This window comes from Pseudomonas sp. S35, from assembly GCF_009866765.1.
GTDB lineage: Bacteria > Pseudomonadota > Gammaproteobacteria > Pseudomonadales > Pseudomonadaceae > Aquipseudomonas.
Genome location: NZ_CP019431.1, coordinates 4,819,138 through 4,843,443 on the forward strand (window position 1 = coordinate 4,819,138; position 24,306 = coordinate 4,843,443).

The 24,306-nt window shown below is 62.2% G+C and carries 25 protein-coding genes; 18 read left to right on the forward strand and 7 right to left on the reverse strand.

From position 1 onward, the window contains the following. Window positions 1-54: 54 nt before the first annotated feature. The gene (locus PspS35_RS21570) at window positions 55-1,620 is read left to right on the forward strand and encodes a PAS domain-containing methyl-accepting chemotaxis protein (RefSeq protein WP_159936718.1); all 1,566 of its coding nucleotides are present in this window, start codon (window positions 55-57) and stop codon (window positions 1,618-1,620) included. Between the two features lie 32 nt (window positions 1,621-1,652). On the opposite strand, the gene PspS35_RS21575 is transcribed toward PspS35_RS21570, so the two are convergent. Then, on the reverse strand, window positions 1,653-2,345 hold the full coding sequence (locus PspS35_RS21575; RefSeq protein WP_159936719.1) for an alpha/beta family hydrolase: 693 nt from the start codon (window positions 2,343-2,345) through the stop codon (window positions 1,653-1,655). A gap of 79 nt (window positions 2,346-2,424) precedes the next feature. Here PspS35_RS21575 and ccoN (PspS35_RS21580) point away from each other — a divergent pair, with 79 nt between their 5' ends. The 14 genes from ccoN (PspS35_RS21580) (at window position 2,425) to hemN (ending at window position 16,375) form a co-directional block, all read left to right on the forward strand. Further along, window positions 2,425-3,849, forward strand: a complete 1,425-nt coding sequence (ccoN, locus tag PspS35_RS21580; protein ID WP_159936720.1) for a cytochrome-c oxidase, cbb3-type subunit I — start codon at window positions 2,425-2,427, stop codon at window positions 3,847-3,849. Window positions 3,850-3,859: 10 nt separating this feature from the next. Further along, window positions 3,860-4,468: a cytochrome-c oxidase, cbb3-type subunit II gene (ccoO, locus tag PspS35_RS21585; RefSeq protein WP_099582657.1), complete on the forward strand. Its 609-nt coding sequence runs from the start codon at window positions 3,860-3,862 to the stop codon at window positions 4,466-4,468. A 3-nt stretch (window positions 4,469-4,471) separates the two neighbouring features. Next, the gene (locus PspS35_RS21590) at window positions 4,472-4,672 is read left to right on the forward strand and encodes a cbb3-type cytochrome c oxidase subunit 3 (RefSeq protein WP_105523034.1); all 201 of its coding nucleotides are present in this window, start codon (window positions 4,472-4,474) and stop codon (window positions 4,670-4,672) included. After that, window positions 4,669-5,616 carry a cytochrome-c oxidase, cbb3-type subunit III gene (gene ccoP, locus PspS35_RS21595; protein ID WP_159936721.1) on the forward strand — a complete coding sequence of 316 codons (948 nt, stop codon included), beginning with the start codon at window positions 4,669-4,671 and terminating at the stop codon, window positions 5,614-5,616. The genes PspS35_RS21590 and ccoP (PspS35_RS21595) overlap by 4 nt, the downstream gene beginning before the upstream one ends. A gap of 349 nt (window positions 5,617-5,965) precedes the next feature. Then, window positions 5,966-7,408, forward strand: a complete 1,443-nt coding sequence (gene ccoN / locus PspS35_RS21600; protein WP_003175462.1) for a cytochrome-c oxidase, cbb3-type subunit I — start codon at window positions 5,966-5,968, stop codon at window positions 7,406-7,408. Continuing rightward, window positions 7,408-8,016 carry a cytochrome-c oxidase, cbb3-type subunit II gene (gene ccoO, locus PspS35_RS21605; RefSeq protein WP_003193167.1) on the forward strand — a complete coding sequence of 203 codons (609 nt, stop codon included), beginning with the start codon at window positions 7,408-7,410 and terminating at the stop codon, window positions 8,014-8,016. Before ccoN (PspS35_RS21600) ends, ccoO (PspS35_RS21605) begins: the two co-directional genes overlap by 1 nt. Before the next feature lie 6 nt (window positions 8,017-8,022). Beyond that, entirely contained in the window at window positions 8,023-8,208 is a 186-nt protein-coding gene (locus tag PspS35_RS21610; protein WP_003175465.1) for a CcoQ/FixQ family Cbb3-type cytochrome c oxidase assembly chaperone, read from the forward strand. Continuing rightward, a complete protein-coding gene (gene ccoP, locus PspS35_RS21615; RefSeq protein ID WP_159936722.1) occupies window positions 8,205-9,182 on the forward strand; it encodes a cytochrome-c oxidase, cbb3-type subunit III in 978 nt (325 codons plus the stop codon). The genes PspS35_RS21610 and ccoP (PspS35_RS21615) overlap by 4 nt, the downstream gene beginning before the upstream one ends. Before the next feature lie 350 nt (window positions 9,183-9,532). After that, the gene (gene ccoG / locus PspS35_RS21620) at window positions 9,533-10,948 is read left to right on the forward strand and encodes a cytochrome c oxidase accessory protein CcoG (protein WP_159936723.1); all 1,416 of its coding nucleotides are present in this window, start codon (window positions 9,533-9,535) and stop codon (window positions 10,946-10,948) included. A gap of 15 nt (window positions 10,949-10,963) precedes the next feature. Continuing rightward, window positions 10,964-11,503: a FixH family protein gene (locus tag PspS35_RS21625; protein ID WP_159936724.1), complete on the forward strand. Its 540-nt coding sequence runs from the start codon at window positions 10,964-10,966 to the stop codon at window positions 11,501-11,503. Between the two features lie 34 nt (window positions 11,504-11,537). Beyond that, window positions 11,538-13,988 (forward strand): heavy metal translocating P-type ATPase, encoded by a 2,451-nt coding sequence (locus PspS35_RS21630; RefSeq protein WP_159936725.1) that lies wholly within the window; start codon window positions 11,538-11,540, stop codon window positions 13,986-13,988. A 13-nt stretch (window positions 13,989-14,001) separates the two neighbouring features. Then, window positions 14,002-14,214 (forward strand): cbb3-type cytochrome oxidase assembly protein CcoS, encoded by a 213-nt coding sequence (ccoS, locus tag PspS35_RS21635; protein ID WP_159936726.1) that lies wholly within the window; start codon window positions 14,002-14,004, stop codon window positions 14,212-14,214. Continuing rightward, window positions 14,207-14,890, forward strand: a complete 684-nt coding sequence (locus PspS35_RS21640) for a sulfite exporter TauE/SafE family protein (RefSeq protein WP_159936727.1) — start codon at window positions 14,207-14,209, stop codon at window positions 14,888-14,890. Before ccoS ends, PspS35_RS21640 begins: the two co-directional genes overlap by 8 nt. 102 nt (window positions 14,891-14,992) lie before the next feature. After that, window positions 14,993-16,375, forward strand: coding sequence for an oxygen-independent coproporphyrinogen III oxidase (gene hemN / locus PspS35_RS21645; protein ID WP_159936728.1), 1,383 nt, complete (start codon window positions 14,993-14,995; stop codon window positions 16,373-16,375). Here the strand turns inward: hemN and PspS35_RS21650 are convergent, their stop codons facing one another. Further along, on the reverse strand, window positions 16,376-16,831 hold the full coding sequence (locus PspS35_RS21650; protein ID WP_159936729.1) for a hypothetical protein: 456 nt from the start codon (window positions 16,829-16,831) through the stop codon (window positions 16,376-16,378). 153 nt (window positions 16,832-16,984) lie between these two features. Here PspS35_RS21650 and fnr point away from each other — a divergent pair, with 153 nt between their 5' ends. Further along, complete coding sequence (gene fnr / locus PspS35_RS21655; protein WP_159936730.1) at window positions 16,985-17,719, forward strand: fumarate/nitrate reduction transcriptional regulator Fnr; 735 nt, start codon at window positions 16,985-16,987, stop codon at window positions 17,717-17,719. A gap of 79 nt (window positions 17,720-17,798) precedes the next feature. Next, window positions 17,799-18,347, forward strand: a complete 549-nt coding sequence (locus PspS35_RS21660; protein WP_159936731.1) for an adenine phosphoribosyltransferase — start codon at window positions 17,799-17,801, stop codon at window positions 18,345-18,347. A 129-nt stretch (window positions 18,348-18,476) separates the two neighbouring features. Here PspS35_RS21660 and recR read toward each other — a convergent pair whose 3' ends face one another. From recR to dnaX, 4 genes are all read right to left on the reverse strand, one after another. Next, the gene (gene recR / locus PspS35_RS21665) at window positions 18,477-19,079 is read right to left on the reverse strand and encodes a recombination mediator RecR (protein WP_094949599.1); all 603 of its coding nucleotides are present in this window, start codon (window positions 19,077-19,079) and stop codon (window positions 18,477-18,479) included. Between the two features lie 66 nt (window positions 19,080-19,145). Further along, window positions 19,146-20,180 (reverse strand): NADP-dependent oxidoreductase, encoded by a 1,035-nt coding sequence (locus tag PspS35_RS21670; protein ID WP_159936732.1) that lies wholly within the window; start codon window positions 20,178-20,180, stop codon window positions 19,146-19,148. Between the two features lie 132 nt (window positions 20,181-20,312). After that, window positions 20,313-20,651 (reverse strand): YbaB/EbfC family nucleoid-associated protein, encoded by a 339-nt coding sequence (locus PspS35_RS21675; RefSeq protein WP_099582674.1) that lies wholly within the window; start codon window positions 20,649-20,651, stop codon window positions 20,313-20,315. A 44-nt stretch (window positions 20,652-20,695) separates the two neighbouring features. Continuing rightward, a complete protein-coding gene (dnaX, locus tag PspS35_RS21680) occupies window positions 20,696-22,747 on the reverse strand; it encodes a DNA polymerase III subunit gamma/tau (RefSeq protein WP_159936733.1) in 2,052 nt (683 codons plus the stop codon). A gap of 134 nt (window positions 22,748-22,881) precedes the next feature. Here dnaX and PspS35_RS21685 point away from each other — a divergent pair, with 134 nt between their 5' ends. Beyond that, entirely contained in the window at window positions 22,882-23,643 is a 762-nt protein-coding gene (locus tag PspS35_RS21685; protein ID WP_159936734.1) for a transporter substrate-binding domain-containing protein, read from the forward strand. 71 nt (window positions 23,644-23,714) lie between these two features. Here PspS35_RS21685 and PspS35_RS21690 read toward each other — a convergent pair whose 3' ends face one another. Beyond that, entirely contained in the window at window positions 23,715-24,305 is a 591-nt protein-coding gene (locus PspS35_RS21690) for a hypothetical protein (protein ID WP_159936735.1), read from the reverse strand. Between the last annotated feature and the right edge of the window lies 1 nt (window position 24,306).

Consider the following 24,306-nt stretch of genomic DNA (forward strand, 5'->3'; position numbering starts at 1 on the left):
AATAAACTCCTCTCCCGGCCGATACCCCCTGAAAGCCTTGCGGATTGAACAACCATGCGTAATAACCAACCCGTTACCCAGCGCGAACGTAGCTTCCCCGCTCAGCAACGGTTGATCTCAACCACAGATGCCAAAGGCGTGATCACTTACTGCAACGACGCTTTCGTCGAGATCAGTGGGTTCACCCGCGAAGAACTGCTACGCGCCCCGCACAACCTGGTGCGTCACCCGGATGTTCCGGCGGCGGTGTTCGGGCATATGTGGGCCACGCTCAAACAAGGCTTGCCATGGATGGGCATCGTTAAGAACCGCTGCAAGACGGGCGATCACTACTGGGTCAACGCCTATGTGACGCCGGTCTTCGAAGGCAATCAGGTGGTCGGCTACGAATCGGTGCGCATCAAGCCCACCGCCGAGCAGATCCGCCGGGCCGAAGCGCTTTACCAACGCATCAATCAGGGCAAGTCGGCCGTTCCCCAGCGGGACAAGTGGCTACCGGTATTGCAGGACTGGGTGCCGTTTATTCTGGTCAGCCAGCTCAGCTTCATGATCGGTGCGTCACTCAACTCCCATTGGGGCTTTGCCCTGGCGGCGGGCTTGTCGGTGCCGTTGGGCCTGCTGGGCCTGAGCTGGCAGCAGCGCGGCCTCAAGCGCCTCCTGCGTTTGGCCGAGCAGACCACGTCCGACCCGTTGATCGCGCAGATGTACACCGACAGCCGTGGCGCCCAGGCGCGCCTGGAAATGTCGATCCTCAGCCAGGAGGCGCGTCTGAAGACGTGTCTGACGCGGTTGCAGGACACTGCTGAACACCTGAACGACCAGGCGGCGCAGTCCAATACTCTGGCGCATAACAGCTCCAGCGGTCTGGAGCGCCAGCGCGTGGAAACCGAACAGGTGGCCACGGCGGTCAACCAGATGGCGGCGACCACCCAGGAAGTCGCCAGCCATGTGCAGCGCACGGCTGACGCGACTCAGGAAGCCAATCGCCTGACCGGTCGCGGCCGCGACATCGCCGGGGAAACCCGCGAGGCGATTCAGCGTCTGTCGGTGGCTGTGGGTGAGACCGGCGTGACCGTGACCCAACTGGCCAAGGACAGCGATGAGATCGGCGGCGTTGTCGACGTGATCAAGGGCATTGCCGACCAGACCAACCTGCTGGCGTTGAACGCTGCCATTGAAGCAGCGCGGGCCGGTGAGATGGGCCGAGGCTTTGCGGTCGTGGCCGACGAAGTTCGCCAACTGGCGCAGCGTACAGCCGAGTCGACCGGGCAGATCCATGCCCTGATCGCCAAGCTGCAACACACTGCGGCCGCCGCCGTGCAAACCATGGACGCCGGGCATCGCCAGGCCGAAGAAGGCGTGGCGCGGGTGATGGAAGCGGATCAGGCGCTGGTGGGGATCAGTGAGGCGGTGGCGCATATCACCGACATGACCACGCAGATTGCGGCGGCGACTGAAGAGCAAAGCTCGGTGGCTGAAGAGATCAGCCGTAATATCAGTACGATTGCGTTGTTGGCGGATCAGACCTCGGAGCAGGCGCTGAACTCAGCGCAGTTGAGTGAGGAGCTGACGCATACCGCCAATACCCAATATTCACTGGTAGAGCGTTTTAACCGGTAGACCGCTATCGGGGGCTTGCCCCCGATAAGGCCCTAACAGCCGCCGAGAAACCCGGCAACTTGCACCGCAGCAGCCTCCAGATGCTGCTCATGGCTGAACCCCGAGGCCTTCAACGGCTTCAAATCATGATCCCCCGCCACCAACCACATCACCTCGATGCTCGGTGACAACGCATACCCCTCCACCGCCGCCCGATTGCCCAACGCATCGCGCTCGCCCTGCACAATCAACGTCGGCGTCTTCAACCGCGCCAAGTGCTCGACCCGTGGCTTTTCCGGCTTGCCCACCGCGTAGAACGGATAGCCTAGGCACACCAACCCGTCCGCGCCCAACTCATCGGCCAACAAACTGGCCATGCGACCGCCCATGGACTTGCCGCCAACCGCCAATGCCCCAGTGACATGACGTCGCACCTGGGCATGCACCTCGCGCCAGGCTTCCAGCAGTTTGGGCGCCGGGTTCGGCGGGCGTTTGCCGCCGTCCAACCGGCGCTGGGCCATGTAGGGAAACTCGAAGCGCAACACGTTGACGCCATGCCCGGCAAGGCGTGCAGCCATGTCGCTCATGAAGGATGAGTCCATCGGTGCGCCGGCGCCGTGGGCCAGGATCAGCGTCACCGGCGTACGCGCGATAGACCCTTTCGCCCCATCCCACAACCAGCCGCGTTCCCGCACACACTGCGCCCATTGATCCCCGTCAATACTGGCCTTGTGCTCTTTGCCCATGCTTGCCTCGCTATTTAGTCTGCCTATAACTCCAGCCCAAGTGCCGCACTTGCTTGGGTTGAACCGTGGATGGGGAACCATGAACACTACTTTAAGTACCGCCTATAACTACAAGGTGGTCCGCCAATTCGCCATTATGACGGTGGTGTGGGGCATCGTCGGCATGGGGCTCGGGGTTTTTCTCGCCGCCCAATTGGTTTGGCCCGCGCTCAACTTCGATTTGCCCTGGACCAGCTTTGGCCGTTTGCGCCCACTGCACACCAACGCGGTGATCTTCGCCTTCGGCGGCTGCGCGCTGTTTGCCAGTTCGTTCTACTCGGTGCAACGCACCTGCCAAACCCAGCTGTTCGCGCCGAAAATCGCTGCGTTCTGCTTCTGGGGCTGGCAACTTGTCATCCTCTTGGCCGCGATCACCTTGCCGCTGGGCTACACCAGTTCCAAGGAATACGCCGAGCTGGAATGGCCGATCGACATTCTGATCACCATCGTCTGGGTGGCCTACGCCATCGTGTTCTTCGGCACGGTGATGAAGCGCAACACCAAGCACATCTACGTTGGTAACTGGTTCTTCGGTGCGTTCATCATCACCGTGGCGATCCTGCATATCGTCAACAACCTGGAAATCCCGGTCAGCCTGACCAAGTCCTACAGCCTTTACGGCGGTGCGACGGATGCCATGGTGCAATGGTGGTATGGGCACAACGCGGTAGGCTTTTTCCTCACCGCTGGCTTCTTGGGGATGATGTACTACTTCGTGCCCAAGCAGGCCGAGCGTCCGGTGTATTCCTACCGCTTGTCCATCGTGCACTTCTGGGCACTGATCACCCTGTACATCTGGGCCGGTCCGCACCATTTGCACTACACCGCGCTGCCGGACTGGGCACAGTCCCTGGGCATGGTGATGTCGCTGGTGCTGCTGGCACCGAGCTGGGGCGGCATGATCAACGGCATGATGACCCTGTCGGGCGCCTGGCATAAGTTGCGCAGCGACCCGATCCTGCGCTTCCTCGTGGTCTCCCTGGCGTTCTACGGCATGTCGACCTTCGAAGGCCCGATGATGGCGATCAAGACCGTCAACGCCCTCTCCCACTACACCGACTGGACCATCGGCCACGTACACGCCGGGGCTCTGGGCTGGGTGGCGATGATTTCCATCGGCGCGCTGTACCACATGATCCCGAAAATCTTCGGTCGCGAGCAGATGTACAGCCTCGGCCTGATCAACGCGCACTTCTGGCTGGCCACCATCGGCACCGTGCTCTACATCGCCTCGATGTGGGTCAACGGCATCGCCCAGGGCCTGATGTGGCGTGCGATCAATGAAGACGGCACTTTGACCTACTCCTTCGTCGAAACCCTGGTGGCCAGCCACCCAGGCTTCATCGTGCGACTGGTGGGCGGTGCAGTGTTCCTCAGCGGTATGTTCCTGATGGCTTACAACACCTGGCGCACCGTGCGTTCGCCGCAGCCAGTCGACGCCACTACCACTGCGCAGCTGGCCTGAGGAGTCTGTGATGAAACACGAAACGATTGAAAAGAACGTCGGCCTGCTGATGCTGCTGATGGTGCTCGCCGTGAGCATCGGCGGCCTGACCCAGATCGTCCCGCTGTTCTTCCAGGACGTGACCAACAAGCCGGTCGAAGGCATGAAGCCCTACACCGCGCTGCAGCTGGAAGGCCGTGACATCTACATCCGCGAAGGCTGCGTACAGTGCCACTCGCAGATGATCCGCCCGTTCCGCGCCGAAACCGAACGCTACGGCCACTACTCGGTGGCGGGCGAGAGCGTGTGGGACCACCCGTTCCTGTGGGGCTCCAAGCGCACCGGCCCAGACCTGGCCCGCGTCGGCGCCCGCTACTCGGACGATTGGCACCGCGCGCACTTGTACAACCCGCGCAACGTGGTGCCCGAGTCGAAAATGCCGGCCTACCCGTGGCTCGTCACGGCCCAGGTCGACAGCAGCCACACCGAAACCAAGTTAAAGGTGATGCGCACCCTCGGCGTGCCGTACACCGACGACGACATCACTGCCGCTGTCGCCAGCCTCAAGGGCAAGACCGAGATGGACGCGCTGGTTTCATACCTGCAAGTGCTCGGCACTGCCATCAAGAGCAAGAGGTGAGCCATGGGATTTGAATTCGATGCGGGCACCATCCGCGGCCTTGGCACGCTGGTCGTCGCCATCGCCTTTATCGGCCTGTCGCTGTGGGTGTTCAACAACCGGCGCAATGCGGAATTCGAGCAGGCACGCCTGCTGCCGTTCGCCGATGAACCTTCTCCATCCGACGCTCAAGAAGAGCCTGCAACAAGGAGCAACCGGCCATGACCCTATTCTGGAGTACATGGATCTGCGTACTGACCCTCGGCAGCCTGATCGGCCTGACGTGGCTGTTGATCGGCACCCGCAAGGGCGAGACCAAGGGCAGCGTCGACCAGACCATGGGCCACGCCTTCGACGGTATCGAGGAATACGACAACCCGCTGCCCCAATGGTGGTTCATGCTGTTCGCCGGCACCCTGGTGTTTGCGGTCGGCTACCTGGTGCTCTACCCAGGCCTGGGCAATTGGAAAGGCGTACTGCCGGGCTATGAAGACGGCTGGACCTCGACCAAGGAATGGGACAAGGAAATGGCCAAGGCCGACACCAAGTTCGGGCCGATCTTCGCCAAATTCTCGGCCATGCCCGTGGAAGAAGTCGCCAAAGACCCGCAAGCGCTGAAGATGGGCGGTCGCCTGTTCGCCTCCAACTGCGCGGTGTGCCACGGCTCGGATGCCAAGGGCGCGTTCGGCTTCCCCAACCTGGCGGACAACATCTGGCGCTGGGGCGGTTCGGCTGAGGCGATCAAGACCACCATCCTGAACGGTCGCCACGCGGCGATGCCGGCCTGGGGTGAAATGCTGGGCGATGAAGGGGTGAAGAACGTCGCCGCCTATGTCCGTCACGATCTGGCCAAGTTGCCACTGCCGGCCGACAGCACCGCCGACCTGGATGCGGGCAAAGCCGCATTCAACACCACCTGCGTGGCGTGCCACGGGCCGGAAGGCCACGGTATGGAAATCATGGGGGCGCCGAACCTGACGCTGCCAGGCGGCTATATCTACGGCACCAGCCTGGCGCAGTTGCAGCAGACCATTCGCCATGGCCGCCAAGGTCAAATGCCGGCGCAGGAAGTGCTGCAAGGCAACGACAAAGTGCATCTGCTGGCCGCCTACGTGTATAGCCTGTCCCATAACGCTGATGGCGCAACGCCAGAAAGCCCCGCTCAGTAACCTTCGACTGCCGCCCCGCTCCGGGGCGGCAGCGCCCTCGCCACAGTGACAAAGCGTCGCACCCCTTCCAAAGCACAACTTTCCCCCCTCGCCATTCGGGTCTACGCTTGCCCCACAGCGGACCGATTCCGGCGTACGCAACGGCTGTCGTTGCGACCCCGCAAATTTCCTGTCCACTCGATCAGCTTTCGATTTCCGATTTTGTCCTTACACCAAACATGGAAAGGGCGCAGAATCTGGCGTGGAACGCATTGATCCAGGTCAGCCATTGCGTTGCAATGGCCCCTCGCTTTCTACATACTTGCGGCCGATTTTACCTATAAAAAAACCTAAACCGTGGAACCTTAGAATGAGCACAGCAATCAGTCCGACTGCTTATAACTATAAGGTAGTCCGCCAGTTCGCCATCATGACGGTGGTCTGGGGGATCCTTGGCATGGGGCTCGGGGTGTTCATCGCCTCGCAACTGGTCTGGCCGGAATTGAATTTCGACTTGCCCTGGACGACCTTCGGTCGCCTGCGCCCGCTGCACACGAACCTTGTGATTTTCGCCTTCGGCGGATGTGCATTGTTTGCCACCTCCTACTATGTCGTGCAGCGCACCTGCCAGACACGACTGATCTCCGACGGCCTCGCCGCCTTTACCTTCTGGGGTTGGCAAGCAGTCATCGTCGGCGCCATCGTCAGCCTGCCGCTGGGCTACACCACCACCAAGGAATACGCCGAGCTGGAATGGCCGATCGCCATTTTGCTGGCGATTGTGTGGGTGACCTACGGCGCGGTGTTCTTCGGCACCATCGTCAAGCGCAAGACCAAGCACATCTACGTGGGCAACTGGTTCTATGGTGCGTTCATCGTGGTCACGGCGATGCTGCACATCGTCAACCACGCGTCGTTGCCGGTGAGCCTGTTCAAGTCCTACTCGGCCTATGCCGGTGCGACGGACGCGATGATCCAGTGGTGGTACGGGCACAATGCCGTAGGTTTTTTCCTGACCACCGGTTTCCTGGGGATGATGTACTACTTCGTGCCGAAACAGGCCGAACGTCCTATTTACTCCTACCGCTTGTCCATCGTGCACTTCTGGGCACTGATCACCCTGTACATCTGGGCCGGCCCGCACCACTTGCACTACACCGCGCTGCCGGATTGGGCGCAGTCCCTGGGCATGGCGATGTCGATCATCCTGCTGGCCCCGAGCTGGGGCGGCATGATCAACGGCATGATGACCCTGTCGGGCGCCTGGCATAAATTGCGCACCGACCCGATCCTGCGTTTCCTCGTGGTCTCCCTGGCGTTCTACGGCATGTCGACCTTCGAAGGGCCGATGATGGCGATCAAGACCGTCAACTCGCTGTCCCACTACACCGACTGGACCATCGGCCATGTACACGCCGGTGCCCTCGGCTGGGTGGCGATGATCTCCATCGGCGCGCTGTACCACATGATCCCCAAACTGTTCGGCCGTGCGCAGATGCACAGCGTCGGGCTGATCAACACGCACTTCTGGCTGGCCACCATCGGCACCGTGCTCTACATCGCCTCGATGTGGGTCAACGGCATCACCCAAGGCCTGATGTGGCGTGCGATCAACGATGACGGCACCCTCACCTACTCCTTCGTCGAAGCGCTGCAAGCCAGCCATCCGGGCTACATCGTCCGCGCCTTGGGCGGTGCGTTCTTTGCCGCCGGCATGCTGTTCATGGCCTACAACGTCTGGCGCACCGTACGTGCCTCGGACCCGGCGCAAGCCGAAGCCGCCGCCCAGATCGCCGTTGTGGGAGCCCACTGATGAAGCATGAAGTAGTCGAGAAGAATATCGGCCTGCTGGCCTTCTTCATGGTCATCGCCGTGAGTATCGGCGGCCTGACCCAGATCGTTCCGCTGTTTTTCCAGGACGTGACCAACAAGCCGGTCGAAGGCATGAAGCCGCGCACCGCCCTTGAACTGGAAGGCCGCGACGTCTACATCGCCAACGGTTGTGTCGGCTGCCACTCGCAGATGATCCGCCCGTTCCGCGCCGAAACCGAACGCTACGGCCACTACTCGGTCGCCGGTGAAAGTGTGTGGGACCACCCGTTCCTGTGGGGTTCCAAACGTACCGGCCCGGACCTCGCCCGTGTGGGCGGGCGTTACTCTGATGACTGGCAGCGTGCGCACTTGTACAACCCGCGCAACGTGGTGCCTGAGTCGAAAATGCCGGCGTACCCGTTCCTCGTGGAAAACAAGCTCGACGGCAAGGACACCGCGAAGAAGATGGAAGTCTTGCGCACCCTGGGCGTGCCCTACACCGACGAAGACATCGCCGGTGCAGCCGCAGCCGTCAAGGGCAAGACCGAAATGGACGCATTGGTGGCCTACCTGCAAGGCCTGGGCACCATCATCAAAAGCAAACGGTGATTCTTCATGGATATCGGGATGATTCGTGGCCTGGGCACCGTTGTGGTGATGGTGGCCTTTATCGGCCTGGCGTTGTGGGTGTTCAGCCCCAAGCGCAAGTCGGAGTTTGAAGACGCGACCTTGCTGCCCTTTGCGGATGATCCCGAAGCCATCAAGCACGTCGAGCAAGCTTCTAGGAGTAACAAAGAATGACTACGTTCTGGAGTCTGTACGTCACAGTCCTCAGTCTGGGTACCATCTTCGCCCTGACCTGGCTGCTGCTGTCGACCCGCAAGGGCCAGCGCGCCGAGCAAACCGACGAAACCGTCGGCCACTCGTTCGATGGCATCGAGGAGTACGACAACCCACTGCCCAAATGGTGGTTCATGCTGTTCGTCGGCACCATCATCTTTGCCCTCGGTTACTTGGTGCTGTACCCCGGCCTGGGCAACTGGAAAGGCCTGCTGCCGGGCTACAACTACCTCGACAACGACAAGCAAACCCCGTTTGCCAACGGCCAGACCGGTTGGACCGGCGTGCACGAATGGGAAAAGGAAATGGCCCGGTCGGACGCCAAGTTCGGGCCGATCTTCGCCAAGTTCGCGTCGATGCCAATTGAAGAAGTCGCCAAGGACCCGCAAGCCCTGAAGATGGGTGGCCGCCTGTTCGCCTCCAACTGCTCGGTGTGCCACGGCTCCGACGCCAAGGGCGCCTACGGCTTCCCCAACCTGACCGACGCCGATTGGCGCTGGGGGGGCGAGCCGGCCACCATCAAGGAAACCATCATGAAGGGCCGTCATGCCGTCATGCCTGGCTGGCTGCCGGTCATTCATGAAGAGGGTGTCAGCGACGTGGCCGCCTACGTGGTCACCCAACTCGACGGCCGTAAACTGCCAGAGGGCGTCAAGGCTGACGTGGCCAACGGCGAAAAACTCTTCGCCGCCAACTGCGTGGCCTGCCACGGCCCGACCGGTAAAGGCACCCCCGCAATGGGCGCGCCTGACCTGACCCACCCCGGCGCGTTCATCTACGGATCGAGCTTCGCCCAACTGCAGCAGACCATCCGATTCGGCCGTCAGGGCCAGATGCCAGCGCAAGAGCAGTTGCAAGGGAATGACAAGGTGCACTTGCTCGCGGCGTATGTTTACAGCTTGTCCCATGGGGACAAGAAGGCTGAGGAGCAGTAAGGCTGCCCCTTATCCAGAAACACCACAAAACCAATGTGGGAGGGGGCTTGCTCCCGATGGCGGTGGATCAGTACCCGTTACTCTGACTGACACACCGCTATCGGGAGCAAGCCCTCTCCCACATTGAATCTTCGGTTTTTTGAGGGTTTAGCCCGCAAAAACCGACCATACTTCCAAAGTCAATTGATCCAGGTCACTTACACCATCAATTGATTCCCCCCAACGCGACCAAAGGTCGCACCCTTTGCACGCTATCGGGGGCGTATCATTACGCCACTGCAAGACCCCTAATTTGACCCCGGTTGGCACGTACTGGCCGAGGCAAATCTCCACCGCCGTGGGATGCAATGATGAGTAAGCAAATACCGGTACATGACGTTACCCCGCCTGCCAAACACTCGACCACCACCGTCGACCTCTACGCCCCGCGCGAGAAAATCTACACCCGCGCCTTCACCGGCCTGTTCCGCAACTTGCGCATGCTCGGCGGTGCTGCGTTGTTCCTGCTCTACTTCGGCACGGTGTGGCTGAACTGGGGTGGCCACCAGGCTGTGTGGTGGAACCTGCCGGAGCGTAAGTTCTTCATTTTTGGCGCGACCTTCTGGCCCCAGGACTTCATCCTGCTCTCGGGCATACTGATCGTTGCGGCGTTCGGCCTGTTCTTCATCACGGTGTACGCCGGCCGCGTGTGGTGCGGTTATACCTGCCCGCAAAGCGTGTGGACGTGGATCTTCATGTGGTGCGAAAAAGTCACCGAAGGCGACCGTAACCAACGCATCAAGCTGGACAAAGCGCCGATGGGCGCCAACAAATTCCTGCGTAAATTCAGCAAGCACACGCTGTGGCTGCTGATCGGTTTTGTCACCGGCATGACCTTTGTCGGCTACTTCTCGCCGATCCGCGAGTTGGTGTTCGACTTCTTCACCGGCCAGGCAGATGGCTGGTCGTATTTCTGGGTGGGTTTCTTCACCCTCGCCACCTACGGCAATGCCGGTTGGCTGCGCGAACAGGTGTGCATCTACATGTGCCCGTACGCACGTTTCCAGAGCGTGATGTTCGACAAGGACACCCTGATCGTCTCTTACGACCCGCGCCGTGGCGAACTGCGTGGCCCACGTAAAAAAGGCGTCGACTACAAGGCCCAGGGCCTGGGTGATTGCATCGACTGCACGATGTGCGTGCAGGTGTGCCCCACCGGGATCGACATCCGCGACGGCCTGCAAATCGAGTGCATTGGCTGCGCCGCCTGCATCGACGCCTGCGACAACATCATGGACAAGATGGACTACCCGCGCGGCCTGATCAGCTACACCACCGAACACAACCTGTCCGGGCAAAAAACCCATAAGCTGCGCCCTCGCTTGATCGGTTACGCCCTGGTGTTGCTGGCGATGATCAGCCTGTTGGCCGCTGCGTTTTTCATGCGCTCGCTGGTGGGGTTCGACGTGAGCAAGGACCGCGTGCTGTATCGCGAAAACGCCGAAGGCCGCATCGAAAACGTCTACAGCCTGAAGATCATGAACAAAGACCAGCGCGACCACACCTACGTGCTCGACGCCACTGGCCTGCCAGACCTCAAACTGCAAGGCCGCCGCGAAATCAAGGTGGCCGCCGGCGATATCGTCAGCATGCCAGTGGAACTGTCGAGTGCGCCGGAACAACTGCCGTCGAGTACCAACGAGGTGACGTTCATCCTCAACGATGCCGATGACGCCAGCGTCCACATTGAAGCCAAGAGCCGATTCATCGGCCCACAAGTTCGATAAAGAGAGAACGGAACAATGCCCCTAGCCACTGCCCCAAGCCCTTGGTACAAGCACCTCTGGCCCTGGATCATCATCGGGATCCTCGCCTGCTCGGTGACGTTGACCTTGTCCATGGTGACCATCGCGGTGAACAACCCGGACAACCTGGTCAACGACAACTACTACGAGGCCGGCAAGGGCATCAACCGCTCCTTGGACCGCGAGCGCCTGGCCCAGACCCTGCAACTGCGCGCCAAGCTGCACCTGGATGAACTGACCGGTGAAGTCGAACTGAACCTCAGCGGCTACAGCAACCCGAACACCCTGGAACTGAACCTGATTTCGCCAACCCAGCCGGAGAAGGATCGCAAGATCAACCTGGCCCGCAGCGACAGCGAGCCCGGCCGCTACATCGGCCAAGTCACCGACAAAGTCGAAGGCCGTCGCTTCGTGGAACTGCTGGGTGTGGAAGGCGACAAGACCTGGCGCCTGTTCGAAGAAGAGGAGGTCAGCCACGACAAGGACTTATTGCTGGGTGATGAACCGTTGCAGGGCGCCGAAGACCTGAAAAAGTAAAAGCCGCGCTTCGCGCCAACCAAGATCCATAACCATGACCACCCCAACCCCCTGCTACCACTGCGCCCTGCCCGTCCCGCCGGGCAGCCGCTTTACCGCCGTGATCCTCGGCGAGCGCCGCGAGCTGTGCTGCCCGGGTTGCCAGGCGGTGGCCGAAGCCATCGTGGCCGGGGGCCTGGAAAGCTACTACCAACACCGCAGCGAAGCCTCGGCCAACCCCGAGACGTTGCCGGTGCAACTGCTGGACGAACTGGCACTGTACGACCGTGCCGACGTGCAAAAACCCTTCGTGCACCACCAAGGCGAGCTGGCCGAAACCACGCTGCTGATGGAAGGCATCAGCTGCGCCGCCTGCGGTTGGCTGATCGAAAAACACCTGTGCAGCCTGCCCGCCGTGGCCGAGGCGCGCTTGAACCTGTCCAACCACCGCCTGCAGGTGCGCTGGGCCGACGGGCAACTGCCGCTGAGCCAACTGCTCAGCGAGCTGCGCCATATCGGCTACGCCGCCCACCCTTACCAAGCCGACCGCGCCGCCGAGCAACTGGCCAGCGAAAACCGCCTGGCCCTACGCCAACTGGGCGTGGCCGGGCTGCTGTGGTTCCAGGCGATGATGGCAACTATGGCCACCTGGCCGGAATTCAATATCGACCTTAGCCCGCAGTTGCATGAAATCCTGCGCTGGGTGGCGATGTTTCTGACAACCCCGATCGTGTTCTACAGCTGTGCGCCGTTCTTCAAGGGTGCCATGCGCGACCTGCGCACGCGCCACCTGACCATGGACGTGTCGGTCTCCCTGGCCATTGGCGGGGCTTATCTGGCGGGGATCTGGACCGCGATCACCGGTGTCGGCGAGCTGTACTTCGATGCGGTGGGCATGTTTGCGCTGTTCCTGCTCGCCGGGCGCTACCTGGAGCGGCGCGCCCGCGAACGCACCGCTGCCGCCACGGCACAACTGGTCAACCTGCTGCCCGCTTCGTGCCTGCGTTTAAAGGCCGACGGTCAAAGCGAGCGCATCCTGCTCAGCGAACTGGCGCTGGGCGACCGCGTGCTGGTGCATCCGGGCGCAGTGCTGCCGGCGGACGGCGTGATCCTTGATGGCCAGTCCAGCATCGATGAATCGCTGCTCACCGGCGAATACCTGCCGCAACCTCGTCAGACCGGGGATACGGTCACGGCCGGCACCCTGAACGTCGAGGGCGCGCTGACCGTCGAAGTGCGCGCCTTGGGCCACGAGACACGCCTGTCTGCCATCGTGCGCCTGCTCGAACGGGCACAGGCCGAAAAGCCGCGCCTGGCGCAAATCGCCGACCGCGCAGCGCAATGGTTCCTGCTGTGTTCGTTGATCGCAGCGGCAGTGATCGGCCTGCTGTGGTGGCAACTGGATTCATCGCGAGCGTTCTGGATCGTGCTGGCCATGTTGGTCGCTACCTGCCCGTGTGCCTTGTCGCTGGCCACGCCGACCGCCCTCACCGCCGCCACCGGCACCCTGCACAAACTCGGGCTGCTGCTGACCCGTGGCCATGTGCTGGAGGGCCTGAACCAGATCGACACGGTAATTTTCGACAAGACCGGCACCCTCACCGAGGGCCGTTTGGCCCTGCGCGCGATCCGCCCCTTGGGCGATCTGGGCAGCGACCAGTGCCTGGGCCTCGCCGCCGCCCTCGAAAACCGCTCCGAACACCCGATTGCCCGCGCCTTTGGCCGTGCGCCATTGGCCGCTGACGAAGTGCTGAGTACGCCCGGTCTCGGTCTGGAAGGCCGAGTGGGCGAGCGTCTGCTGCGCATCGGCCAGCCGGGGTTTGTCTGCGAACTCAGTGGCTGCCCCATCCCCGCCTCGCCAGACGACAGCGGGCAATGGCTGCTGCTGGGCGACCGCGAAGGCGCCCTCGCCTGGTTCGTGCTGGATGACCGCCTGCGCAGCGACGCGCCGGCGCTGCTTGCCGCCTGCAAGGCGCGTGGCTGGCGCACATTGCTGCTGTCGGGAGACAGCTCGCCGATGGTCGCCAGCGTCGCCGCGGAACTGGGCATAGACGAAGCCCGCGGCGGCCTGCGCCCCGACGACAAGCTGCACGTGCTGCGACAGTTGCACAAGGAAGGCCGCAAGGTGCTGATGCTCGGCGATGGCGTCAACGATGTGCCCGTCCTCGCCGCCGCCGACATCAGCGTGGCCATGGGCTCGGCCACCGACCTGGCCAAGACCAGCGCCGATGCGGTGCTGCTGTCCAACCGTCTGGACGCGCTGGTGCAGGCCTTCAGCCTGGCGCGACGCACCCGACGGGTGATTATTGAAAACCTGCTGTGGGCAGGCCTATACAATGGCCTGATGTTGCCGTTTGCGGCCTTGGGCTGGATCACACCCATCTGGGCCGCAGTCGGCATGTCCATCAGTTCGTTGACCGTGGTGCTCAACGCCCTGCGCCTGACTCGCCTGCCGAGCGCGCAGGCCAACAGCACCCCCACAATCACCCGCCCGCTGCCCGCGTGAACATGGAGTGCAGATGCCAGCTTTATACGTGATGATTCCGGCGGCGCTGCTGATTGTGGCCATCGCCATTTACATCTTCTTCTGGGCCGTGGACAGCGGCCAGTACGACGACCTGGACGGTCCGGCCCACAGCGTGCTGTTCGACGACCAGGACCCGAACCACTTGGCCGCCATCGACGAAGCCAACGGTGCGGAGCAACCGCCCAAAGACCCACCGCATGCTTGAGTTGGCGCCGCTGCTGGTCTCCGCGCTGATCCTGGGCCTGCTGGGCGGCGGCCATTGCCTGGGCATGTGCGGCGGGCTGATGGGCGCGCTGACCCTGGCGATTCCCAAGGAACAGCGCAGCCGCAGGTTTCGCCTGCTGCTGGCCTACAACTTGGGGCGCATCCTCAGTTACGCCACCGCCGGGCTGCTGATCGGCCTGGCCGGCTGGGCCGTGGCCAATAGCCCGGCGGCGATGTTCATGCGGGTGCTCGCGGGCCTGCTGCTGATCTGCATGGGGTTGTACCTGGCGGGTTGGTGGAGCGGCCTCACCCGCATCGAAAGCCTCGGACGCGGCCTGTGGCGGCACATCCAGCCCGTTGCGAGCCGTTTGCTGCCGGTGTCCAGCCTGCCCCGCGCCTTGCTGCTGGGCGCGCTGTGGGGCTGGCTGCCGTGCGGGTTGGTCTACAGCACCCTGCTGTGGGCCGCCAGCCAGGGCAATGCGTTGAACAGCGCGCTGCTGATGCTCGCGTTCGGCCTGGGTACCTGGCCGGTGCTGCTGGCCACCGGGCTGGCCGCCGACCGCGTCACCGCGTTGTTGCGCAAACGCAGCGTGCGCATGGCCGGCGGTGTGCTGGTGATCGTGTTCGGGATTTGGACCTTGCCCGGGCCGCACCAGCACTGGCTAATGGGCCATTAAATCGCCATGTGGCATAGCGCCGCTCCCCGTTGATGCAAATCAAGATGCCCTCCCCGCCGCGCCCCTAGACTCGGCCCACTAGCCTATCCGGGGGACGCCCGCATGCTCGACGCCATTCGTTGGGACACCGATCTGATTCATCGCTACGACCTGGCGGGACCGCGCTATACGTCCTACCCCACCGCCGTACAATTCGACAGCCAGGTCGGCACCTTCGACCTGCTCCACGCCCTGCGCGACAGTCGCAAGGCGGTGCGCCCGTTGTCGCTGTATGTGCACGTGCCGTTCTGCGCCAACATCTGCTATTACTGCGCCTGCAACAAGGTCATCACCAAGGACCGTGGCCGCGCCCAGGCCTACCTGCAACGCCTGGAGCAGGAGATCCAACTGGTGGCCTGCCACCTGGACCCCAAGCAACCGGTGGAACAGCTGCATTTCGGCGGCGGCACGCCGACATTCCTCAGCCACGACGAACTGCGCCAAGTCATGGCCCGCCTGCGCCAACACTTCAATCTGCTCGATGACGATTCCGGCGACTACGGCATCGAGATCGACCCGCGTGAAGCCGACTGGGCCACTATGGGCCTGCTGCGCGAGCTGGGCTTCAACCGGGTCAGCGTCGGCCTGCAAGACCTCGACCCCGAGGTACAACGGGCGGTCAACCGCCTGCAAAGCCTGGAAGAGACTCGTGCGGTGATCGATGCCGCACGTACCCTGCAGTTTCGCTCGATCAATATCGACCTGATCTACGGCTTGCCCAAGCAAACGCCGATCAATTTTGCGCGCACCGTGGAAGAAGTGATCAAGCTGCAACCGGACCGCCTGTCAGTGTTCAATTACGCGCACCTGCCGGAACGTTTCATGCCCCAGCGGCGGATCAACAGCGATGACCTGCCGGCGCCGGCGGAGAAACTGCTGATGCTGCAAACCACCATCGAGCAACTGACCCAGGCGGGTTATCGCTACATCGGCATGGACCACTTCGCCCTGCCAGATGACGAACTGGCGATCGCCCAGGAAGAAGGCACGCTGCAACGCAACTTCCAGGGCTACACCACCCACGGCCATTGCGACCTGATTGGCCTGGGCGTGTCGGCAATCAGCCAGATCGGCGACCTGTATTGCCAAAACAGCAGTGACCTCAACGGCTACCAGAACACCCTGGCCGGTGCGCAACTGGCCACCAGCCGTGGCCTGGTCTGCACCACGGACGATCGACTCAGGCGGGAAGTGATTCAGCAGTTGATCTGCAATTTCAACCTGGCATTCGAGCCCATCGAACAGGCCTTCAATATTGATTTTCGCGGGTACTTCGACCAAATCTGGCCGCAACTTGAGGGCATGGCCGAGGACGGCCTGATCGCGCTCGACGCCCGGGGCATTAGGGTACTGCCCGCCGGGCGGTTGCTGGTGCGTTCGGTGTGCATGGTGTTTGACGCATACCTGGAGCACCAGAACCGGCAGCGGTTTTCGCGGGTGATCTAGTTACATCGACAGCGAAGCAGCCTTGAGCGCTTGATCGGCACTCATGGTTTTCATGGCCTTGGCCAAGGAGATCTGGGCCGTCATCAAGCCAGCCTGCAAGGAGCTGATGGCACCTTGCACGTTGGCGGTCTTGGCCTGGGCCTGCTCTGGGGTCAGGCTTTTGTCCGCCGCAATGGCCTGAAGCTCGGCCATTTTTTCGGCGATCTGTTGCTTCAACTGACGGATCATTTTCAGGACCTGTTTAACGTTGTCGTCCAGACCGCTGTCGTCGATATCGGCGTTGGCACTTTTGACGGCACCCGCCGCCTTGAACCCATCCGGCGAAATGCTCACCTTCACGCCTTCCGTCGCGGCGGGCGCAGACGAGGATTCCTGTGCCTCAGGCAGCGCAGCGGGCTTGGCTGGCTCTGGGTTTGGCACACGGATGGCGGGGTTGTTGGCGGCGATAATCAACATGCACTGAGCTCCTGCTCATGGAGATACACACGTGTATCGGCACCGATACAAAAAGCTTTATACGGGTGCCGGTTTTTTGTACAGGCTGGCCTCACCACACCCCAGTGCGTTACCCTTACGTCTTATGTGTGTTTTCCCACAAGGATTTAAGAAATGTCCGAGCCAGTCAAACTGCGCGCTCACAGCCAGGCTCACTGCAAGGATTGCAGCCTGGCCCCCCTCTGCCTGCCACTTTCGCTGAATCTGGAAGACATGGATGCGCTGGACGACATCGTTAAACGCGGTCGCCCGCTGAAAAAAGGCGAGTTTCTGTTTCGCCAGGGCGACAAGTTCGATTCCGTCTATGCAGTACGTTCTGGGGCGTTGAAGACGTTCAGCCTGAGCGACAGCGGCGAAGAGCAGATCACCGGTTTCCATCTGCCCAGCGAGCTAGTTGGGCTGTCGGGCATGGACACCGAAATTCACCCCGTGTCGGCCCAAGCGCTGGAGACGACGTCGGTGTGCGAAATCCCCTTCGAGCGCCTCGACGAATTGGCCCTGCAACTGCCGCAACTGCGTCGCCAATTGATGCGCGTCATGAGCCGCGAGATTCGTGACGACCAACAAATGATGCTGCTGTTGTCGAAGAAAACCGCCGACGAGCGCATTGCGACGTTCCTGGTCAACCTGTCGGCGCGGTTCCGTGCCCGTGGCTTCTCGGCCAACCAGTTCCGCTTGAGCATGTCGCGCAATGAAATCGGCAACTACCTGGGCCTGGCGGTAGAAACCGTGTCCCGCGTGTTTACCCGTTTCCAGCAGAACCAATTGCTGGCTGCCGAAGGCAAGGAAGTGCACATCCTCGACCCGATCCAGCTGTGCGCACTGGCCGGTGGTTCTCTGGAAGGCTGATCCAGACACTTGTGGCCGCGCGAATCGGCGAGGCCGCAGGTATACTTCGGGTCCGTTTTCCTCCCAGGACTCTTCGACGATGACCTTTGATTCGTTCGACATCAAATCCCTGATCCGCCCCGTCATCGACTTCCCCAAGCCTGGGGTGATCTTTCGTGACATCACCCCGCTGTTCCAATCGCCCAAGGCCCTGCGCCTGGTGGCCGACACCTTTGCCCATCGTTATGTCGAAGCCGATTTCACCCATATCGGTGCGATGGACGCGCGTGGCTTCCTGATCGGCTCGATCATCGCCTACCAACTGAACAAGCCGCTGATCCTCTTCCGCAAACAGGGCAAGCTGCCGGCCGACGTGTTGGCCGAGGGGTACCAGACCGAATACGGCGAGGCCTTCCTGGAAGTGCACGCCGACAGCCTGTGCGAAGGCGACTCGGTGCTGATGTTCGATGACCTGATCGCCACGGGCGGCACGTTGATTGCTGCGGCGAACCTGGCGCGGCGCATGGGCGCAAAGATTTTTGAAGCGGCGGCGATTATTGATTTGCCGGAGCTGGGCGGGTCGCAGCGGTTGGAAGACATGGGGATTCCCACGTTTTGCCTGACGCAGTTTGCCCTGACTGAAAGGTAGTGGTTGCCTGGGCCGGCCTCATCGGGGGCATAGGTATCTACACAACTCTTAAAGGCTGACACATAACCCTGTGGTGAGCGGGCTTGTCGAATCGTCGCCCCTCCCACACTTTTAGTCCTGCGCGGATCGTCAGAGGGCGATCGGCTTGCGACCGGCGAAGGAGTGGGCCAGGGTGCCACCATCCACCAACTCCAACTCCCCCCCCAACGGCACGCCGTGGGCGATGCGCGAAGTGATCAGGCCTTTGTTGCTCAGCAGTTGGGCGATGTAATGGGCGGTGGCTTCACCTTCCACAGTCGGGTTGGTGGCGAGGATCACCTCGGTAAAGGTGCCCTGCTCTTCGATACGCGCCACCAGTTGCGGAATGCCAATGGCCTCCGGGCCCAGGCCGTCGAGCGGCGACAGGTGGCCCTTGAGCACAAAGTAGCGCCCGCGATAGCCGGTCTGTTCCACCGCATACACGTCCATCGGGCCTTCCACCACGCATAGCAACGTGTCGTCGCGGCGCGTGTCGGCGCATTGCGGGCAGAGGTCTTCTTCGGTGAGGGTGCGGCACTGGCGGCAGTGGCCGACGCCGGTCATGGCCTGGCTCAAGGCCTGGGCCAACCGGGTGCCGCCGCTGCGATCACGCTCCAGCAGTTGCAGCGCCATGCGCTGGGCGGTTTTCTGGCCAACGCCCGGCAATGTGCGCAGGGCGTCGATCAGTTGGCGAATCAGGGGGCTGAAGCTCATGGGGCAATGGTCCGACAAAACAACGAGACGCGGTTTATACCCGCGCCCCGGATTAGCGTCAAATCCTCAATCCTGCGCGACGCGCACCACCAACTTGCCGAAGTTGCGCCCTTCTAGCAGACCGATAAAGGCTTCGGGTGCCTGCTCCAGGCCATCGACCACGTCCTCGCGGAACTTGATCTTGCCGTCGCGGACCCACGGCGCCATGGCACTGAGGAACTCGGGCTGGCGATCACCGTAGTCATCGAACACGATAAAGCCCTGGATGCGCACTCGCTTGGTCAGCAAGGTGCGTTGCAGCGCCGGCAGACGATCAGGCCCGCTGGGAGCTTCATGGGCGTTGTAGCCGGCAATCAGCCCGCACAGGGGAATGCGGGCCTTGGGGTTGAGCAGCGGCACCACGGCGTCGAACACCTTGCCACCGACGTTTTCGAAGTAGATGTCCACGCCCTTGAAGCAGACCTGGGCCAACTCATCGGTAAATTCGGCACTCTTGTGGTCGATACAGGCGTCAAAACCCAGCTCGTCTACCACGTAGCGGCACTTGTCGGCGCCGCCCGCAATACCGACCACACGCAAGCCCTTGAGCTTGGCCACCTGGCCCACCACCGATCCCACGGCGCCGGACGCAGCAGCCACCACCAGGGTTTCCCCGGCCTTGGGCTGGCCAATGTCCATCAAGCCCATGTAGGCGGTCATGCCGGGCATGCCGAGCACACCAAGGGCCATGGACGGGCTCGCCAGCCCCTTGGGCACGGGGACCAGGTTGCGGCCGTCAGAAATGCTGTGACTCTGCCAACCGGTGGCGCCCACCACCAGGTCGCCCACCTCGAATTTTGGATTACGCGACTGCTCAATACGGCTGACAGCGCCGCCGGTCATCACTTCGTCGATTTCCACCGGCGCAGCGTAGGACGGTGCGTCGCTCATTCGCCCGCGCATGTAGGGATCGAGGGACAGGTACAACGTCTTGAGCAGCACCTGGCCGTCCGCCAGCTCCGGCAGGCTCACACGCTCCAGGCGGAAATTCTCCGGGGTGGGCGCGCCTTGGGGGCGCGAGACCAGCACGATGCGTTGGTTCAGGGTCAGTTCTTGAGGCATCAGGGGGCTCCTTATCGAATTGATCGGTATAGGGTGCAGACCATAGGTGCCATGCCAGGGTTCGATTGAACAGGCACAAACAAAAATGCCAGGCACTGGGCCTGGCATTGGAGTCTAGCTACAACTGAGGAATCAGAACGGCATCTTCATGCCCGGCGGCAGTTGCATGCCGGCGGTCGCAGCGCCCATTTTTTCCTGGCTGTTGGCTTCGATCTTGCGCACGGCGTCGTTGACGGCCGCGGCGAACAGCGCCTCGAGCATTTCCAGGTCATCTTCGCCCACGCCTGGCAGCACGCTTGGGTCGATGCTCACGCGCTTGATGTCGTGACGACCGGTCATCACCACGCTGACCATATCGCCACCGGCTTTACCGGTGACTTCGGCGTTGGCCAGTTCTTCCTGCATCTTGGCCATTTTTTCCTGCATCTGCTGCGCCTGCTTCATCAGGCCGGCCATGCCACCTTTCATCATGGGAATCACCTCAAAAGTACGTGGATCAAGTTAGTAGCCCGGTGTCATGACGCTTGGGGCACCGGGGCTTCGACAGGTTCAATTGTATCGTGACGGACGACCGCCCCGAACTGTTGCATCATTTGCTGGATGAGCGGGTCTGCGTGGATCGAATCCTCGGCCTCGCGCTGACGGTTGATACGCCGGCGGGTCGCGGCCTGGGCCGGGGTTTCCTGCTCGGGTTTGATCAGCTCGATGGCGATGGTCAGTGTGCGCTCATGGTACTGGTTGAGCGCATCGTTGAGTCGGCGCTGCTGGGTCGCGTTGAACAGGGCGCTGTGGGCCGGGTCCAGGTGCAGCAGCCAGTGGTCGCCTTCGATGGAGATCAGCGTGCAGTTGGCGGCGATGCTGCCGGTCATGCCGGAGATCGGCAGTTTCGGGAACAGTTCCAGCCATTGCAGCGCCAGGCCGGTGGCCGGCGCCGCAGCGGGCTCCACCTCGGGCTCCGGGGCCGGCTCGGCAGTGTGCTCGCTGGCCAGATCGTCCAGGTAGCTGTAGGCCGAATCCATGTCCGGCTCGATGTAGTCTTCGTCCAGCGGCGGCTCGTCGTCGAGGTCGATACCGGGTGTGGCAGCCTCCACCTGGGCAACCGTCGGCTCGGGGACCGGCGCGGACACCCACTCAGGCGCATCCGGCACCACGCTGTCCGGGGTCGGCGCTGGCATCGGCGTCAACTCGGGTTGCTCGCCAGTGGTTTCCAGTACGGGCTCCACGGCGGGCTGCTGCTCGACTTCGGGCTCGGGATCGGCGTCTACCGGGTCGTTCCACGGCAGGTCGACGACAGGCTCTGGCTCGATGACCGGTTCCGGCTTAACCACCGGCGCGGCCACAACGGGCTCAGGCTCGGGAGCCGGGGCAGGTGCAGCAACCACTGGCGCAACCACCGCCGCGCCAGCCACTGGTTTGGCGGAATCAACTGTGGCCTGGCTGATCCCCACTGGCTTTAGCGGCTGTCTCGGCGCATCGGCCGAATCGGCGGGCCGGAAGGCCAGCATCCGCAGCAGGACCATTTCAAAGCCGCCGCGCGGGTCCGGCGCCAAGGGCAGGTCCCGGCGACCGATCAGGCCCATCTGGTAGTAGAACTGCACATCTTCAGCCGGCAGCGCTTGCGCCAGGGCCAACACGCGGTCGCGGTCGCCATGACCGTTGTCGACCCCTTCAGGCAAGGCCTGGGCGATGGCAACGCGGTGCAGCACATTGAGGATTTCCGAGAGCACGCCGTTCCAGTCCGGGCCTTGCTCCGAGAGGTGGCGAACCGCTTCGAGCAACGCCTTGGCGTCGCCTTCGATCAGTGCGTGCAACACGTCGAACACTTGGCCGTGGTCGAGGGTACCGAGCATGGCGCGCACGTCCGCGGCCATGACCTTGCCTTCACCGAAGGCAATGGCCTGGTCGGTGAGGCTCATGGCGTCACGCATCGAACCATCGGCGGCGCGACCGAGCAGCCACAGCGCGTCGTCTTCGAACGGTACGTTCTCGACGCCCAGCACGTGGGTCAAATGCTCGACCACGCGCTCGGGGGTCATGTTTTTCAGGGAGAACTGCAGGCACCGCGACAGAATCGTTGCAGGAAGTTTCTGCGGGTCGGTGGTGGCCAGGATGAATTTGACGTAGGGCGGCGGCTCTTCCAGGGTTTTCAACAGCGCGTTGAAAGAGTGGCTGGACAGCATGTGTACTTCGTCGATCAGGTAGACCTTGAAGCGGCCGCGGCTAGGCGCGTATTGCACGTTGTCGAGCAGTTCGCGAGTGTCTTCGACCTTGGTGCGGCTCGCGGCGTCGATCTCGATCAGGTCGACAAAACGCCCTTCGTCGATTTCCCGGCACACCGAGCAGGTGCCGCAGGGTGTGGAAGTGATACCGGTTTCACAGTTCAGGCATTTGGCAATGATGCGCGCAATGGTGGTCTTGCCCACCCCGCGAGTACCGGTGAACAGGTAGGCGTGGTGCAGCCGTTGGCTGTCCAAGGCATTGATCAGAGCCTTGAGCACATGGGTCTGGCCGACCATTTCGCGGAACGAGCGCGGACGCCATTTACGTGCAAGAACCTGATAACTCATCGAAAACCGTCGCAACTGGGAAGCGGAAGCCGGTAATGCTAGCGGAGCAAGGGGGAAATTGCATCCGGCACGCTCGTCTAATCTGACTAAGCTGTCCTGACTGGCCCCTCAAAGGCCTGAAACCCGGAGAGTGTATGCGCGAAGTCCTGGGCGCTTTATGGATGATCACCACGGTTTGCCTGGCGGCGCCTGCACCGCTGCGTTTCTCGGTTTCCGACAGTTGGGCGATGCCCATGGTGCAACTGGAAAACGGCCAGCCCACCCAGGGCATTTTGTACGACCTGATGTCGAGCCTGGCCACCCAGGTCGGCCGCCCGGCGCAGTTCCACGTGCTGGCGCGGGCCCGTATCGCCGCCGCAATGGACCATGGCGACATTGATGTGCGCTGTTATGTCACCCAGGCGTGGGTCGATAACCTCTCCGGCGACTACACCTGGAGCTTGCCATTGATGGTGCAGCGCAACGTGCTGGTCAGCCCCCATGACCAGCCGGTAGCAGTCGCCGATCTGGTACAACAGCCCATCGGCACGGTACTCAACTACCGCTACGCGGCCCTTGAACCGCTGTTTGCCAGCGGCCGGCTGAGCCGCGACGACGCACGCAGCGAGGAACAGGTGCTGCATAAATTGGTGGCCGGGCGCTACAACTATGCAGTGAGCAATGAATGGATCGTCGACCGCTTCAACCAGAAAATGCCGATCAGCCGACGGCTGCACAAAGTGGCCACGATCGAGGAGCAAAGCTTGAGTTGTATCGTGCGCAACGATCCCGACGTACCGGCGCAACAGATTCTGCGCACGTTGCTGCGAATGAAGATGTCCGGTGAAATCGACGGCATTGTCAAGCTGTACACCGGCGAGAACCCGGTGCCGCTGCGTACGCCTGAAAAGAACTGACAAAGACACCCAGCGCCATCTGGCGCGGGATGCGTATGCCGGGCGGCTTCAAGACACGTTCGGCTGATAGATCAGCTCTTCGGTGCAGCCAAACGCGCGTACTGGTCCTGGCTGATCCAACCGGTGAATGAGCGGTCGTCGGCATTGATGAACTCAACCTGGGCCCAGCCGTCCCTGAACGCCAATACACCGACCACGTCGTTCTTGACGATATACGGGCGCTTGGCCGCCTTGGCGCCTGGGGTTTTCTGCAGGTAAGCCTTGTCAGCTCTCACCGTGAGAAGGCCGATCCACTGCTTATTGCCGGTCTGGGTCAGGTCCAGGCCGGTGGCAATCTCGGGCATCAGCACATTGAGGCAGCCGGGATGCTGGCGGCCTTCTTGCACGGTCAGGGTAACGCCGTCGGATGAAGGCGCCACGCTGCCAGGGTAGGCCTCGTCGAGCCAAGTGGTGAGCGCGCCGGGTGTGCCTTGCAGGTAAAACGCGCAGCGGCGAGTCACGCCCTCACCCATTGATTCGGCGTAGAAACCTTCAACCTGATGCTCCGGCGTTACCGCCAGCATCAGCCCTTCATACTTGCCCGAATGCAACGCGGCCGAACCGGCCAAGGCAGGCGCCACGGCGCACACCGACAACACACCTGCCACTAGAAAACGGATCATC